The following is a 14,492-nucleotide window of genomic DNA, read 5'->3' as shown; positions in this document are numbered from 1 at the left end:
AAATGGCGTATTATAACACGACAATATATACTGAAAAATATGTAAGGGTGAATTATAATTCGCCCCTACGTTGTAAAAAATACAAAATGGCGTATTATAACACGACAATATATACTGAAAAATATGCAAGGGCGAATTGCAATTCGCCCCTACGTTGTGAAAAATATAAAATGGCGTATTATAATACAACATACATACTAAAAAATATATAAGGGCGTATGCAATACGCCCCTACATTATCAAAAAAACATACAAGAAAACACCTCATCTTGTCTTATTTCAAATAAAATATAATCGGTCGAATTATAATTTGACTCTACATTGTAAAAAATACAATCGGGCGTATTACAATACGCCCCTACATTGTGTAAAAATATACCATAAAACTACTTTTCCTGTACTGATTAAAACAAAATAAGGACGAATGAGTACTCGTCCTTTATTATTTTGGTTGAAATAGAATAAGATTAGTCCTTTTTTGGTGCTGTTTCTATCAAAAATTGAGCGGTATAGCTCTTTTCTTGCTTTGCTACTTCCGAAGGAGAGCCAAAAGCAACCACTTCGCCACCTCCTTTTCCGCCTTCATAGCCAATATCGATGATATAATCCACTGCTTTAATCACATCAAGGTTATGTTCAATGACAAGCACCGTATTTCCTTTATCAACTAACTTATTCAACACGTCTAACAGCACACTTACATCTTCAAAATGAAGACCCGTAGTGGGTTCGTCCAATATATAAAATGTATTACCCGTATCTTTTTTAGAAAGTTCCGTTGCTAATTTCACCCGCTGGGCTTCACCGCCCGAAAGTGTCGTTGATTGCTGCCCCAAAGTGATGTAACCCAAGCCTACTTCCTCTATTGTTTTTAATTTACGATGAATTTTCGGTATGTTCTCGAAAAATTGAACCGCATCAGCGATGGTCATATCCAAAACATCAGCTATTGATTTTCCTTTATAACGAACTTCCAACGTTTCTCGGTTAAATCGTTTTCCTTTACAGGTTTCGCACTCGACGTACACGTCCGGTAAAAAGTTCATTTCGATGACTTTCAAGCCCGAACCCTCACAGGTTTCACATCTACCGCCTTTGACGTTAAAGCTAAACCTCCCCGGCTTGTATCCGCGTATCATTGCTTCCGGCGTTTGCGTAAACAGCGTACGGATTTCACTAAAAACTCCCGTATAGGTTGCCGGATTGGAACGAGGCGTGCGACCGATGGGCGACTGGTCTATTGCAATCACTTTATCGATGTTTTCCAGCCCTTCGATGCTTCCATAAGGCATCGGAACCTTCACCGCATTGAAAAAATGGGCATTTAAAATCGGATAAAGCGTTTCATTTATCAAAGTTGATTTACCACTGCCCGAAACCCCCGTAACGCCAATCATTTTCCCCAACGGAAAGGTTACGGAAACGTTTTTGAGGTTATTTCCGGTACAACCGCGTAAAATAAGTTCCTTGCCGTTGCCTTTTCGGGGCTTTTTCGGCTGAGAAACAAGCCTTCTGCCGCTAATATAGTCCGCCGTGATAGTTTTTGCTTCCATCATTTGGCTCGGCGTGCCTTTAAAAATAATTTCCCCGCCGTTTTTGCCCGCTTTGGGTCCTATATCAATCACATAATCGGCTTCCAATATCATTTCTTCGTCGTGTTCAACCACTAAAACGGAATTTCCGATGTCGCGAAGGGCTTTTAACGAGTTGATAAGCCGTTTGTTATCGCGTTGATGCAGCCCGATGCTGGGTTCGTCCAAAATATACAAAACGCCCGTGAGTTGCGAACCGATTTGCGTTGCCAAACGTATCCGCTGGGCTTCCCCGCCCGATAAGGACTTTGAACTACGGCTCAGCGACAGATACGTCAGTCCCACATCAACCAAAAATTGCAAACGCGTTCCTATTTCCTTAATAACTTCCGATGCTATTTTCAACTGCTTGTCCGAAATATGCTCCGGAAGCCTTGCAAACCAATCCGATAGCTCCAAAATATCCATTTTAGCCAGTTCGGAGATGTTTTTTTCGTTTATTTTGAAGTAAAGAGCCTCTTTCCGCAGGCGGCTTCCGTTACATTCCCCACACGGAAGGGTGTCCATAAACTCGGCAGCCCATCTTTTTATAGAGGAAGAGTCGCTGTTATCGTGTTGATTCTTAATAAAATTGACAATACCCTCAAAATCGATTTCGTACTCTCGGGTGATGCCCAAAACGTCCGATTTTACGGAAAATTTTTCCTTCCCGCCGTATAATATCAGCTCAATGGCTTCTTGCGGAAGTTCCTCGAACGCATCAGTGAGTTTGGCGTTAAATTTATGCAATATGGTTTCCAATTGCTTGAAAATCCACGTATTTTTTTGCTCTCCTATGGCTGAAATAGCGCCGTTTTTGATGGAAAGTTGTTTATTGGGAATGATTTTATCCAGATTTACCTCCTGCACTTCGCCTAATCCGTTGCAATGCGGGCACATTCCTTTGGGAGAATTGAACGAGAAGGTATTAGGTTCGGGAAGCGGATAGGAAACACCGCTTGTCGGGCACATCAGATTGCGACTAAAATACTTTACCTCGCTTGTTTCTTGATGCAGTACCATTAAAACGCCGTCGCCATAGTGCATTGCCGTTTTAATAGACTCGCCGAGGCGTTTTTGGGTCTCTTTTTGATTGTCGATAAGCATTCGGTCGATGACGATTTCGATGTCGTGCGTTTTATAACGGTCGAGTTTCATTCCTTTCTCGATGTCACGGATTTCGCCGTCTGTCCGTACCTTCACGAAGCCTTGTTTGGCAATCTGCTCGAAGAGTTCGCGGTAATGTCCCTTTCTTGATTGCACAACAGGGGCTAAAATGTTAATTTTTTGGTTATTATATTTCTCGGATATGAGTTCTTGCACTTGGGCATCGCTATAACTTACCATTTTCTCACCCGTTTGGAAACTATACGCATCAGAGGCACGCGCAAAGAGCAAACGCAAGAAATCGTATATTTCCGTAATTGTACCAACGGTGGAACGCGGTGATTTTGAGGTTGTTTTTTGTTCAATAGCAATGACGGGCGATAATCCGTCGATTTTATCCACGTCCGGACGCTCCAATCCGCCTAAAAACTGCCTTGCATAGGCTGAAAACGTCTCGATGTAACGGCGTTGCCCTTCGGCATAAACCGTATCGAACGCCAATGATGATTTTCCGCTTCCGGAAAGCCCCGTAATAACCACGAGTTGCTCTCGGGGAATGTCAATGTCTATATTTTTAAGGTTGTGAACCCGTGCGCCTTGCACTTCAATTTTGTTTTCCATTTTCGGATAAAAATTAGCGCACAAAGTTATGAATTTAATGCGAAAATGTAAAAAATAAGTCCTTTTAAATTAAAAACGAAAGCAAAAAACCCGAACGCCTCTTTATTTTTTTGCACAGGAAGACAAAAAAATCGTACTTTTGCCCCTGCGTTTTACCCGCAAAACCACAAATACTAAAAAAGACAAGCAAACACGATGAAAACAGTATCCACTGCGGAAAATTTATGCGTTATTTACGAAGACAATCACCTGATTATCATCAACAAAAGAGCCGGCGACATTGTTCAAGGCGACAAAACGGGCGACGCTCCGCTAAGTGAGATTGTCAAAGCCTATTTAAAGAAGAAATACAACAAACCGGGCGAGGTTTTCCTCGGCGTGGTGCATCGGTTAGACCGCCCCACAACCGGAATAGTGGTTTTTGCCCGCACTTCAAAGGCTTTAACGCGCCTCAATGCCCTTTTTGCCGAAAAAACTGCCGTTGAAAAAACGTACTGGGCGGTTACCGACGCACTTCCGCCCGCTAATTCGGGTACACTAACGCATTGGCTTACACGCAACAGCGAAAAAAATAAATCAACAGCGCACGCCAAAGAGGTTTCAGGCAGTAAAAAAGCCGTACTTCACTACAAAGTGCTTAAACAACTGCAAAATTATTACTTAATTGAAGTGGAATTGGTTACGGGCAGGCATCATCAAATCAGGGCGCAACTTGCGGGGGTGAATTGCATCATTAAAGGTGATTTAAAATACGGAGCAAAGCGCTCAAACCCCGATGGCAGCATTCATTTACACGCCCGCAAGCTGTCGTTTATCCATCCTGTAAAAAAAGAAAGGGTGGAATTCGTTGCTTCCTTGCCTGATGATTCCGTATGGAAAGCCTGCGAAACGGATTAACCTCAAAACGAAACACCCGCCCCGACGCTAATGCCCGAAGCTCGGTATCCTGCCAGATTAATATACTGATATTTAGCCCCGACGTTGAAGTTACGGAAATGATACTTCCCGCCGATACCGAATACAAGGATATCGCTCTTATCAAAGAAGCTGTATTTAAAGTCGGTTTGGATTGAAAAAGGTTTCAGAAAGATTTCATTGCCTACTTCGGTTGCTAATCCAAACTGATTAACGTCATTGGCTATGTAGCTCGCCCCTAATCCCCAATACATTGACACGTAAGGCGTTCTGATTCGGTAATATTGCCCTGTTAGGGAGATAAGGTCTAAGTTTTCGTTCTTAGCCGCCAGTAATTTTTCCCAAAAATGGGCATACTGGGCGTTTATTGCAAAACGACTCCCCAAACGCAATTTCACGTTCAGGTCATTCATAAACAAAGTAGCTCTTTCCGAGAAGTAATAATTGGATACGTCCAAACGCCAAAGGGTGAAGTTGTTCCAATTGGCGTATTGGTAATCGCCTTTTGCCCCTGAGGCAAACGGATACGGGTTAAGTGTGGATTGATACATCGGGCTATTGCGCTCGGGAGGCGATTCAACCGCGATATAATAGGCAAGCCCGACGGTTATCTCAAAAATGAGTCCGGTAAATAATCCTAAAAATGAATCTGAAAAGGAATATGACGGCTCGTAAGTGGTTCGGCTTTCACTTTCACGGCTAATTATTTCAGAAGATTGCTGTTTTTCGGTAAGATTTTCCTTAGCGCCTTTCAATTTACTTTGCCCTGACACCGAAAAGGTTATCAGTGAGAAGAATAAGACAAGAATTCGTTTCATTGCATTGTTTTTAGTTGTTATTTTCGCTTTCCGAGTCGGTAAACTCAATAGTTTCATCAGATGACGAGACTTCATCTTTGAATGACTGCCACGTTTCGGGGGCAATAACACTTTCAAAGGTAACTTTCTTGTTTTCAATGCTTTTTATAATGTATTTTTCCCTTTCTTTTGACATTGGGTGGGAACTAATCCACTTCAAAGCCGAAAATTCTCCTTTGCTGAGTCCTCGCATAAAATCGGCAAAGGGCTTGGGGTCTATTTTTGCATTCAATAAATAATTAACACCCAGCAAATCGGCTTCTTTTTCCATTTCCCTACTAAACGCCGATGATGAAACCATTTGAATGATATCACCCATTACTGAAAAATCGGACTGACCCGAAACCAAAGCAAAAAGAACGCTCAGCCCCATCTCTCGCACAAGTGATTTAATCACGTGGCGCTGTTCAATATGCGCCAGCTCGTGTGCTATCACGCCACTTAACGCTTCGGGGCTCTCGGTTTGGCTTATCAATCCCGTATAAACAACCAACTGACGGTCGGGCAACGCAAATGCGTTTACGTCATCGCTTTCAAAGATGTAAACCCGTAAAGTTTCTGTTGAAATATCATTTGCCTGACAGATTTTAGTTACCAAACTATCAAGGGTTTGCGTAACGTAATGGTTTTCAAGCTCATCATTTTCTTTTTTAAATTCCCGAAGCATTAACTCGCCCAGTTCGGTTTCCACCCGCTCGGTAAATTTGTTATTTTGGAGCTTTTCGATGTGAAAAATACCTATCCAGTTAATTTGTTGCAACAACAGCCACAGCCCGAAGAACGAAGCCAAGATAATGAATCCTCTGATAAATAGTTTGTTAATCATTTGACGTCATTGTTTTACTGCTAAATCAGTAATATCCCCGTAAAACCACCACGACAGATGCACACCTTTTCGCACCTTTGCTGCCGTGTAAATCGTTGTTATAAATTCGGTAAAATTAAAGAGAAAAGCCGTTATTACGTAAGCAATATAAGTGTTGGTAAGTTCATTTTGTGCAAACAGAATCGAAATCGTCCACCAAAAAACCACTACATTGATGGGCAAAACCGATAATTGTGAAAACAACGCCTGCGTGCAATGCCAACGCACAAAATACGAACTTTTGCGATGAGCCAGAAAAAACACAAAGGTTGCCACCAAGTTAAGAATCGGCAAGGGCATTCCTATCATAAGTGCCACAACCGACATCAAATAGCTATTTGAAGCCCGCTCCTTATCGCCTTCACTTACCCGATAATTCAGCTTTTTAATCGTTATCATAAGCCTTTATGAATGTTCCAAATCCAATTTAAAATAACCAAAACCAATAGCGGAAGATAAACTTGTGGTTTTTTCAGAATGTTTTCCGTTTTTTCGTAACAACGATACACCGTTTTTTTGCCCGAAAACCAATCAAACAAAAGCATAAACGGAAGTACCAGCAAGCCCAATGCGGTAATTACCCCCAACGGATTTAAATAAAGCGCTTGAAAAAAATCGCCCCGAAAGAAAGAAACCACCGAACGCGTTGTGCCACACGACGGACACGGAATATCGGTAATATGCTTTGACATACAAACCGTTACCCCCACTTCGTGCTTTTGCAAAAAGATACTTAAAAGTAACCACCCCCAGCCCAAAATGCAAAGCACCGTCAAGAGCGTATATACGTTTTTTGGTGTCAATTACAAAAGTGCTGCTTGTAAAATTTCGGCGTTTTTATCACGTGTGGCATCTGTTATTAAAAACCAATCCACTATTGTCCAAATTCCCAAACCGCCACAAGTGAGTAGTTTACCGATGCCCAGACCAACATCGCCTATGTAAAATCGGTCAACGCCACTGAACAACACAGCGGGAGTGAAAAGAGAAAGCAACAATGCTGTGGTTGGGTCTTTAAATTGAAGTGTTTGCAAATATACCCAACGTTCGTCACTAATATCAAGCAACCGCTGACGAATTTGCGGAATTAATTCTGCCTTGAAAAATTTCGCATTTGCGACAAGAAACATATCTACTTTTTGTGCGTCCATAAAACAATCATAATGAGGTGCAATATTAGCATTTTTTTTCGTATAATACAAAAATCTGTTTTTGTAATGTGAAAAAATTTTTGAAAAACAGTGCAAGGTACTATAAAAATCGGCTGTGCCAGCTTTCTTCCAACGGAATTTCCCAATGTGCTTCATATTCCAACTTGGTGTTTACCAAATTATTAAACACAATGGTTTTTCCTGAAACAGATTTATTTTTAACCATTTTTTTAAAATCGGCTAAGTTTTTATACGCAATAAATTCGCCTTGCCGATAACTTACGTTCATTCGATCAAGTAAATCCACCTGATAGTCCTTTTCCAACTGCTGAATAAAACGCGCTAAATCATCAAGCGAACAGCCTGATACCGAATGCACTTCTTGATTTACGCCTATGACAATAAACCGATTGTACCGCAACTCGAAAGCCGCCTGTAATCCCAATCCGTGGGCTGTCCAACCTTCTAAATATTGTTTGATTTTCAGTTCCAATTCGGGCAATTCCGATGCGGAAAAACTGCGGTTGCTTTGGTATATCCAAATGCGTGCGCTGTCGGGTAGTTCAGTGAAATTTATGTACATTTTGATATTTTTAAATTTTATTATTCAGTTTCTTTTAGACCTTCGTAAAGCAATTCTGCTATATCTAACACACTGATTGTCTGTTCTTTTTCTTTAAATTTAATCCCGTCGGTAAGCATTGTGTTACAAAACGGACAAGCGGTGGCTATCACCTGCGGACGCACGGCAAGGGCTTGTTCGGTTCGCAAAACGTTGATGTCTTTATTTCCTTTTTCGGGTTCTTTAAACATCTGTGCTCCTCCCGCTCCACAACACACCGACCTACTTTTAGTTCTCTGCATTTCAAGTAGTTCCACACCTAAGGCTTGTAATATTTCACGCGGAGCATTGTAAATTCCGTTACCGCGCCCCAAATAACAAGGGTCGTGAAACGTGATGCGTTTTCCGTTTAATTTTTGAATATCAATAGGTAGTTTTTTTTCGTCAATTAATTTTTTTAGAAATTCGGTGTGATGCCACACCTGATAATTACCGCCCAAAGCAGGATATTCATTCTTTAACGTATTGAAAACATGCGGACAAGTGGTAACTATTTTCTTAACGTTGTAACTATCAAGAATTTGTATGTTTGTCAGTGCTTGCATTTGAAACAAAAACTCGTTTCCGGCACGTTTGGCGGGGTCGCCCGTATCACTTTCTTCCGTTCCAAGTACGGCAAAATCAACCGATGCCTTATTGAGCAAATGCGCAAACGTCCTAACGATACGCTTGGCACGGTCATCGTAACTTCCGGCACTGCCCACCCAAAATAAATATTCAGGCGTTCTCCCTTCTGCTGCAAGGCTTGCCATTGTTGGAACGTAAAACGTATTTGTCATCGTAATAAATGCTGTTTTAATAAAGTAAAATAATTTAATTTTCAGTTGCCCAGTTCATTCGGTCGGCTTGGCTATATGCCCAAGGTGCGCCATTATTTTCAATGTTGGTCATCATTGTGTTAAGTTCTTTGGGCGCTGCCGATTGTTCCATCACTAAATATTGACGCATATCCATAATTATTGATAACGGATTGATACTCACCGGACAGGCTTCAACACAGGCATTGCAAGAAGTGCAAGCCCAAAGTTCTTCGGGAGTTACGTAATCGTGTAAAAGTTGCTTGCTATCATCTTTGAAACTTCCTCCATTGGCATCTATGTTTTTGCTTACTTCCTCCAAACGATCGCGGGTTTTCATCATAATGTGGCGTGGCGAAAGTTTTCTGCCCGTTGCATTTGCAGGACATTCATCAGAGCACCGCCCGCACTCGGTACAGGTATAAGCATTGAGAAGCTGTACCCACGTAAGGTCAAAAACATCAGAAGCACCAAATTTTTCGGGTGGATTTTGCATTTCGGAAGATGTTGCAAAGGGGTCAGTGTTGGGGTCAAGCATCAATTTGACTTCCTTCAATACATTTTCGTTGATTTTCAAGGCTCCCTGCGGACGCACAGACGCAAAATATGTGTTGGGAAACGCCAAAATAATATGCAAATGCTTCGAATAGTACAAATAATTCAAAAAGAACAAAACACCCGCAATGTGCAACCACCAGCAAGTACGTTCAATAGCGATTAACGTAGTTGTTGAAAAATCAGAAAAAAGTGGCACAATCCAGTGACTTACAGGAAAGCTCCCTGCCTGCACATAGGGTGATACTCTCAACGATTGCAAGCAAAAATCAGCGGCATTCATCGTTAAAAATAACACCATTAAAAACGCCTCGATATACAAAATAAAGTTACCGTCTTTCTTTGCCCAATTTTGTAATTCTTCTTTTTTAAATCGATTTATTTTCAACACATTACGTCGAATCCAAAAAATAGAAACCGAAATAATAACCAGCAGTGCCAATACCTCAAAAGAGACTATCAAAATGTCGTAAATTTTTCCGAAAGAAGCAAACAAACGATGTGTTCCTAAAATGCCATCTAACACAATTTCAAGCATTTCAAGATTGATAATGATAAAACCCAAATAAACAACAAGATGTAATAATCCCGCTACGGGGCGTACCGTCATTTTTCCTTGCCCCAACGCAAGGCGTAACATATTTTTCCATCGTTGCGAGCGGTTATCCGAAGTATTTTCACTTTTTCCCAAACGAATATTCCGAATAAGTTTGCGAACATTTAGCGTAAAAAAACCGATACCAAAAGCCAACAACAAACAAAACAATATGTTAGGTAAAAAACTCATAATCAACTTTTTATTTATCCTTCAAAAAAAGGATAACAAACGATGCAAATTTATTAAAACAAAAACTCCGGATTTTATTCGGCATTTTCCTGATAAGGTTGCTGTTTTTTCCCGAAAACGGAAAAGTGCATATATCGCTTCGGATTTAAACGCAAATCTTGCAACAATAACTCCAACTGTTTGGTGGCTTGTTCCAGATTTTTGTAGAGATTTTCGTCTTTCATCAACTTGCCTACGCTTCCTTTTCCGGCATCAACATCTGCCAAAATTCCGTTTAAATTCGTCAGCATTTTTTGTGCATCAGCAATGACTTTGCTCAATTCGGCACGGGCTAATTCGTCTGACACTTTTGCCAAATCCGAAGTTATTTTATTGGCATTTTCCAAAGTCCCTTGCAAATTCATCTGATTGGCTATCAGCATTTTATTTAAATTTGCCGATGCCTGACTCATTCCGTTCATCGTAATGCTCAAATCGGCAATTGATTTTTTTAAATCGGCAATGGTTTTGGCATCTAACAACTGATTTACCGAAACAAGCGTAGTGTCGGCATTTGACAGTAAATTATTCAATTTCAATTGTGTAGGCTCAATTTTTGTGCTCAACGACTGTAACATATCCATCTGAATTGATGAGGGCAACTCATCACCCGACTGGGCTATGGGCGCTTGGTCAAAAACGGGAATGATTTGTAAACCCGCTCCTCCTAAAAGGCTGTTATAGAGCTCCATTTTGCTGTTTTTTGAAAAAGAAAAATCTTTTGAGCAAGAAACCGAAATTTTAATTTTAGCCGTTTTTTCTTCCAATTCCACCGATTCCACAACGCCAACCTGAACGCCGTTTACGGTAACTTGCGTTCCCGTTTTTAATCCGCCCGAATGGTCAAAAACAGCGTAATACGTATTAGTTCGTTTAAATATTGATTTGGATTTCAAAAAGTTAAACCCTACAAAAAAACTGGCTATTCCGGCAATGACAATAAAAGCCGTTTTAACTTCTCGTGTTAATTTCATATTGTATTTTTCAAGTTTATATTCAAAATTTTAGCGAGGCAAAAGTACGCATAAAAACCTAATTTTTGCATAAAACACATTTAAAATTTATTATTCCTGCTTTTTGGCTTCTTCCACTTTTATTCTTTTTCCGTTGGAATACGCCACGATGTAAGCATCTTTAAATCCTTTTTTTTTAGCAGTGTTGAGCAACGAAACCACTTCTTTATGCTTTTTGGCGTTACCGTAAAAATAACAATACACCTTGCCTACTTTTTCAACAGAAATAGGTGATAATCCCTTAAAATTAAATGCTTTGGTTTCCATTTTTTTAGGGCTTGACGAAATTTGCACCTTATAAATGATGTTTGATTTGGAAACCGATTTTGATTTGGTTTTACCGCTTGGCTTGGCTTTTGATTTGCTTGCCGAAGCACTTTTAGCAGTCGTTTTTTTTGCCGAAGCCCCCGATTTAATAACCACTTCATCAAAGTCGGAAGAAGTGCTTTTGCCCTCAATCCATTTTTTATATGACAAGATGGCTTGTGCAATATTTTCAGCAAAATCTTCCTGCCCTTTTGCCGAATTTAAGTACTTCAATTCATCGGTGTTTGACATAAAAGCCGTCTCAATCAGCACACTGGGCATATAAGTTTGGTGCAACACGATAAAACCGGCTTGCTTCACACCCCGATTCACCCGCTTCATTTCGTCAGTAAAATTAGCTTGCAAAAGTTTCGCTAAATGAATGCTTTGCTCCAAAAATTCTTCTTGCATTATAGACAAACCAATGAACGACTCAGGCGAATTAATGTTGTAATTCGCATATTTTTTCTGATAGTTATCCTCCAAATAAATCACCGAGTTTTCAGCCTTTGCTACCTGAAAGTTTTGCTCATTGGCGTGAAGCCCCAGCACGAAAGTTTCAGCTCCTGAAACCTGCGTGTCGTGCGCATTACAATGCACTGAAACAAAAAGATTTGCCTTTGCTTTATTGGCAATAGCACCACGCTCATAAAGATCTACAAACGTATCGTCTTTGCGGGTGTAAATAACCTTCACATCGGGGTGTGCGGCTAATTTTTTGCCCACCGCTAAAACAATTTTCAGTACGATGTCTTTTTCATAGATTTTCCCGGGCGCTACTTTCCCGGGGTCTTTCCCGCCGTGCCCCGCATCTAAAACTACTTTGAACACAGGGGCTTTCTGTGCGTAATTCACCGCACCAAAAAAACACGACACCATCAACAAAAAACAAGATAAACGACTCATTTTCAATACTTATATATAACTTAATCGAAATATTTTACCTACCAATCGGGCAAAGGTAACAAAATTACTTGAAAGTTAAAATTTTTTGTGCTTTGCTTATAATTCCAAAATGATTACTTTTGCCAAAATCATTTTGACAGACAAATGCTACAAAAATTATTCAAAAACTATCGTTTCATCACGGTTTTGTGGTTCGGATTGGCACTGGCAACCATCATTCAAAATGCCTTTATACGAGGAGAATTTAACAACTACCTGATTTTCAAAGGTGTATTTTGGCACACCATAAAAAAACTATCGCTATACGCCGAATATCCGGCGGAATACTTCGATGTGAATCATTACGGCGTAACATTCAGTGCCATCATCGCTCCGTTTGCTGTAATGCCCGACAAATTAGGCGTAACACTCTGGATTTTAGCCAATACCGCCTTCCTGTTTTGGGCAATTCGGCAACTGCCTCTGTCAAGAACCGCCATCATCGGTATAATGCTCATCGCGGCTCACGATTTGTACACCGCAGCGGCTATGCAGCAGTTCAATATCAGCATAATAGCCCTTCTGGTGGGTGCTTATGTCTTCATTCATCGCAAACAAAGCCATTGGGCAACATTACTCATCGTTATCGGAATCGTAACAAAGATTTACGGCATTGTAGGACTGGCTTTTTTCTTCTTTTCAAAAGATAAAATTCGGTTTGTGTGGTCGGGAATTATGTGGATGCTCCTCCTGTTTTGTTTACCAATGCTCTATTCGTCAGCAGATTATGTGCTGTCGCAATATCAAGAGTGGTTTGTTCGTTTGGCAGAAAAAAATAATTCCAACACAAACGCCATAACCTATAATTTGCAAAATCTGTCGCTTTTAGGATTCTTGCAACGCACGGGGATTTACAACAACAATCTGGTAGTAATCCTCGTGGGACTTGTACTCTTTGCCCTGCCTTATTTACGACTTTCACAATACAAAAACACGAATTTTCAGCTGATGTTTTTGGCTTCGGTGAGCTTGTTTTTGTGTCTTTTTAGCACAGGAACAGAAAACAGTACCTATGTGATTGCTTATGTGGGCATCGGAATATGGTTCGTGGCGAGTCCGAATCAGAATAAAAAACTGAAAATAATGCTTTTAGCTCTGGCAATACTGGCTTCATTATCACCAACCGACCTTTTTAAGCCTTTAAAAGAGGGCTACATCATTAAATATTCGCTTCGGGCTGTTCCACCGGCAATCATCTGGCTTACACTGATTTACGAAATGTGTTTTTTAGATTATAAAATCGCCGAAACGCCCGAACTTAAAAACTAAAAACAATGCAAAACAAACAAATCGATATTGTCATTCCGTGTTATAACGAATCAGGAAATTTTTGTGTATTGTATGATACAATACACAAGGTTTTTTCAGGAAAAAACCTTGAAAATTACACTTATAGACTCATTTTTGTCAATGACGGAAGTTCCGATAATTCGTTGGAGGAGCTACAAAAATTGAGCAATCAGCACAAGAATGTAAAATATATCTCGTTTTCACGCAATTTCGGACATCAATTAGCCGTAAAAGCCGGTCTTGACCACGCAACGGGCGATGCCGTTATTTCAATGGATGCCGATATGCAACATCCGCCGCATCTTATCCCTGAACTTATCAAAAAATGGGAAGAAGGCTACCAAGTGGTAGGCACATTACGCACCTACGGAGAGGAAATAGACTCCAAAAAGAAGCGAACTTCAAAGTATTTTTACAAAGTGCTGAACCTAATATCCGACGTGGAAATCCAAGAAGGCTCGGCTGATTTTCGATTGCTTGACAAAGCCGTCGTGGAGGTGGTAAAAACGATGCGTGAAAATGAACCTTTCCTCCGTGGAATGGTTCCTTGGGTGGGATTTAGTCAAACTTATATTCCGTATGTGGCACAAAAGCGTTTTTCGGGCGAAACGAAATACACGGTTAAAAAAATGCTCAAACTGGCACTTACAGGCGTTACCGCATTTAGCGTAAAACCACTTTACTTTGCTGTTTATTTAGGATTTACTTTTTCAATGCTCGGTTTATTGTACGTACCTTACGTGCTATGGTCATTTATAAGCGGAACAGAAATATCAGGATGGGCTTCACTGATTATGACAATTGTTTTTTTTGGTGGTGTGCAACTTATTATCTTGGGAATTATCGGTATTTACATCGGAAAAATCTTCAAACAGACCAAAGAACGCCCCAATTACATCATACAAGAGAAAAATTTTTAGCAAATAGCTAAATTATATGACAAAACAAGCCTTTGTTAGGGTAATATGCCCCAACAAAGAGATTAAATACATAAACAATAAAGTAAAATAGACTTTATAACAAGTAAAATAGACTTCCTAATAAGTAAAAT

14 protein-coding genes are annotated in these 14,492 nt (G+C 40.3%); 3 read left to right on the top strand and 11 right to left on the bottom strand.

Translation table 11 applies throughout. The features are described 5' to 3' along the window. Positions 1-467: 467 nt before the first annotated feature. A complete protein-coding gene (uvrA, locus tag Q4D72_RS10970; protein WP_303077898.1) occupies positions 468-3,299 on the bottom strand; it encodes an excinuclease ABC subunit UvrA in 2,832 nt (943 codons plus the stop codon). A gap of 195 nt (positions 3,300-3,494) precedes the next feature. Here uvrA and Q4D72_RS10965 point away from each other — a divergent pair, with 195 nt between their 5' ends. Further along, positions 3,495-4,196 carry an RluA family pseudouridine synthase gene (locus tag Q4D72_RS10965; protein WP_303077897.1) on the top strand — a complete coding sequence of 234 codons (702 nt, stop codon included), beginning with the start codon at positions 3,495-3,497 and terminating at the stop codon, positions 4,194-4,196. Positions 4,197-4,198: 2 nt separating this feature from the next. Here Q4D72_RS10965 and Q4D72_RS10960 read toward each other — a convergent pair whose 3' ends face one another. From Q4D72_RS10960 to Q4D72_RS10915, 10 genes are all read right to left on the bottom strand, one after another. Further along, positions 4,199-5,032, bottom strand: coding sequence for a hypothetical protein (locus tag Q4D72_RS10960; protein WP_303077896.1), 834 nt, complete (start codon positions 5,030-5,032; stop codon positions 4,199-4,201). A 10-nt stretch (positions 5,033-5,042) separates the two neighbouring features. Continuing rightward, positions 5,043-5,897, bottom strand: coding sequence for a M48 family metallopeptidase (locus Q4D72_RS10955; RefSeq protein ID WP_303077895.1), 855 nt, complete (start codon positions 5,895-5,897; stop codon positions 5,043-5,045). Positions 5,898-5,903: 6 nt separating this feature from the next. Next, complete coding sequence (locus Q4D72_RS10950; protein WP_303077894.1) at positions 5,904-6,335, bottom strand: DUF4870 domain-containing protein; 432 nt, start codon at positions 6,333-6,335, stop codon at positions 5,904-5,906. Next, a complete protein-coding gene (locus Q4D72_RS10945; RefSeq protein ID WP_303077893.1) occupies positions 6,332-6,739 on the bottom strand; it encodes a DUF2752 domain-containing protein in 408 nt (135 codons plus the stop codon). Before Q4D72_RS10945 ends, Q4D72_RS10950 begins: the two co-directional genes overlap by 4 nt. Next, positions 6,740-7,087 (bottom strand): TM2 domain-containing protein, encoded by a 348-nt coding sequence (locus Q4D72_RS10940; RefSeq protein WP_303077899.1) that lies wholly within the window; start codon positions 7,085-7,087, stop codon positions 6,740-6,742. It abuts the gene before it with no gap. A 100-nt stretch (positions 7,088-7,187) separates the two neighbouring features. Further along, positions 7,188-7,670, bottom strand: a complete 483-nt coding sequence (locus Q4D72_RS10935) for an ABC transporter ATPase (protein WP_303077892.1) — start codon at positions 7,668-7,670, stop codon at positions 7,188-7,190. 20 nt (positions 7,671-7,690) lie between these two features. Then, positions 7,691-8,488 carry a (Fe-S)-binding protein gene (locus tag Q4D72_RS10930; protein ID WP_303077891.1) on the bottom strand — a complete coding sequence of 266 codons (798 nt, stop codon included), beginning with the start codon at positions 8,486-8,488 and terminating at the stop codon, positions 7,691-7,693. Between the two features lie 34 nt (positions 8,489-8,522). Next, positions 8,523-9,848, bottom strand: coding sequence for a (Fe-S)-binding protein (locus Q4D72_RS10925; protein ID WP_303077890.1), 1,326 nt, complete (start codon positions 9,846-9,848; stop codon positions 8,523-8,525). 74 nt (positions 9,849-9,922) lie between these two features. Continuing rightward, the gene (locus Q4D72_RS10920) at positions 9,923-10,861 is read right to left on the bottom strand and encodes an MlaD family protein (protein WP_303077889.1); all 939 of its coding nucleotides are present in this window, start codon (positions 10,859-10,861) and stop codon (positions 9,923-9,925) included. Between the two features lie 90 nt (positions 10,862-10,951). Beyond that, entirely contained in the window at positions 10,952-12,112 is a 1,161-nt protein-coding gene (locus Q4D72_RS10915) for an N-acetylmuramoyl-L-alanine amidase (protein WP_303077888.1), read from the bottom strand. A gap of 144 nt (positions 12,113-12,256) precedes the next feature. Between Q4D72_RS10915 and Q4D72_RS10910 the strand changes: the two genes are divergently transcribed. Together Q4D72_RS10910 and Q4D72_RS10905 are read left to right on the top strand one after the other, a co-directional pair. Beyond that, positions 12,257-13,420, top strand: coding sequence for a glycosyltransferase family 87 protein (locus tag Q4D72_RS10910; RefSeq protein WP_303077887.1), 1,164 nt, complete (start codon positions 12,257-12,259; stop codon positions 13,418-13,420). 5 nt (positions 13,421-13,425) lie between these two features. Then, the gene (locus Q4D72_RS10905) at positions 13,426-14,361 is read left to right on the top strand and encodes a glycosyltransferase family 2 protein (RefSeq protein ID WP_303077886.1); all 936 of its coding nucleotides are present in this window, start codon (positions 13,426-13,428) and stop codon (positions 14,359-14,361) included. Positions 14,362-14,492 lie beyond the last annotated feature (131 nt).

The organism is Capnocytophaga sp. (genome assembly GCF_030532915.1).
Classification (GTDB): Bacteria; Bacteroidota; Bacteroidia; order Flavobacteriales; family Flavobacteriaceae; genus Capnocytophaga.
The sequence above is the reverse complement of the archived record's forward strand: the minus strand, read 5'-3'. Positions and strand labels throughout refer to the sequence as shown.

Coding starts and splice junctions, on each gene's coding strand:
- uvrA (WP_303077898.1), bottom strand. CDS start 3,299: ATGGAAAACAAAATTGAAGTGCAAGGCGCACGGGTTCACAACCTTAAA.
- Q4D72_RS10965 (WP_303077897.1), top strand. CDS start 3,495: ATGAAAACAGTATCCACTGCGGAAAATTTATGCGTTATTTACGAAGAC.
- Q4D72_RS10960 (WP_303077896.1), bottom strand. CDS start 5,032: ATGAAACGAATTCTTGTCTTATTCTTCTCACTGATAACCTTTTCGGTG.
- Q4D72_RS10955 (WP_303077895.1), bottom strand. CDS start 5,897: ATGATTAACAAACTATTTATCAGAGGATTCATTATCTTGGCTTCGTTC.
- Q4D72_RS10950 (WP_303077894.1), bottom strand. CDS start 6,335: ATGATAACGATTAAAAAGCTGAATTATCGGGTAAGTGAAGGCGATAAG.
- Q4D72_RS10940 (WP_303077899.1), bottom strand. CDS start 7,087: ATGGACGCACAAAAAGTAGATATGTTTCTTGTCGCAAATGCGAAATTT.
- Q4D72_RS10935 (WP_303077892.1), bottom strand. CDS start 7,670: ATGTACATAAATTTCACTGAACTACCCGACAGCGCACGCATTTGGATA.
- Q4D72_RS10930 (WP_303077891.1), bottom strand. CDS start 8,488: ATGACAAATACGTTTTACGTTCCAACAATGGCAAGCCTTGCAGCAGAA.
- Q4D72_RS10925 (WP_303077890.1), bottom strand. CDS start 9,848: ATGAGTTTTTTACCTAACATATTGTTTTGTTTGTTGTTGGCTTTTGGT.
- Q4D72_RS10920 (WP_303077889.1), bottom strand. CDS start 10,861: ATGAAATTAACACGAGAAGTTAAAACGGCTTTTATTGTCATTGCCGGA.
- Q4D72_RS10915 (WP_303077888.1), bottom strand. CDS start 12,112: ATGAGTCGTTTATCTTGTTTTTTGTTGATGGTGTCGTGTTTTTTTGGT.
- Q4D72_RS10910 (WP_303077887.1), top strand. CDS start 12,257: ATGCTACAAAAATTATTCAAAAACTATCGTTTCATCACGGTTTTGTGG.
- Q4D72_RS10905 (WP_303077886.1), top strand. CDS start 13,426: ATGCAAAACAAACAAATCGATATTGTCATTCCGTGTTATAACGAATCA.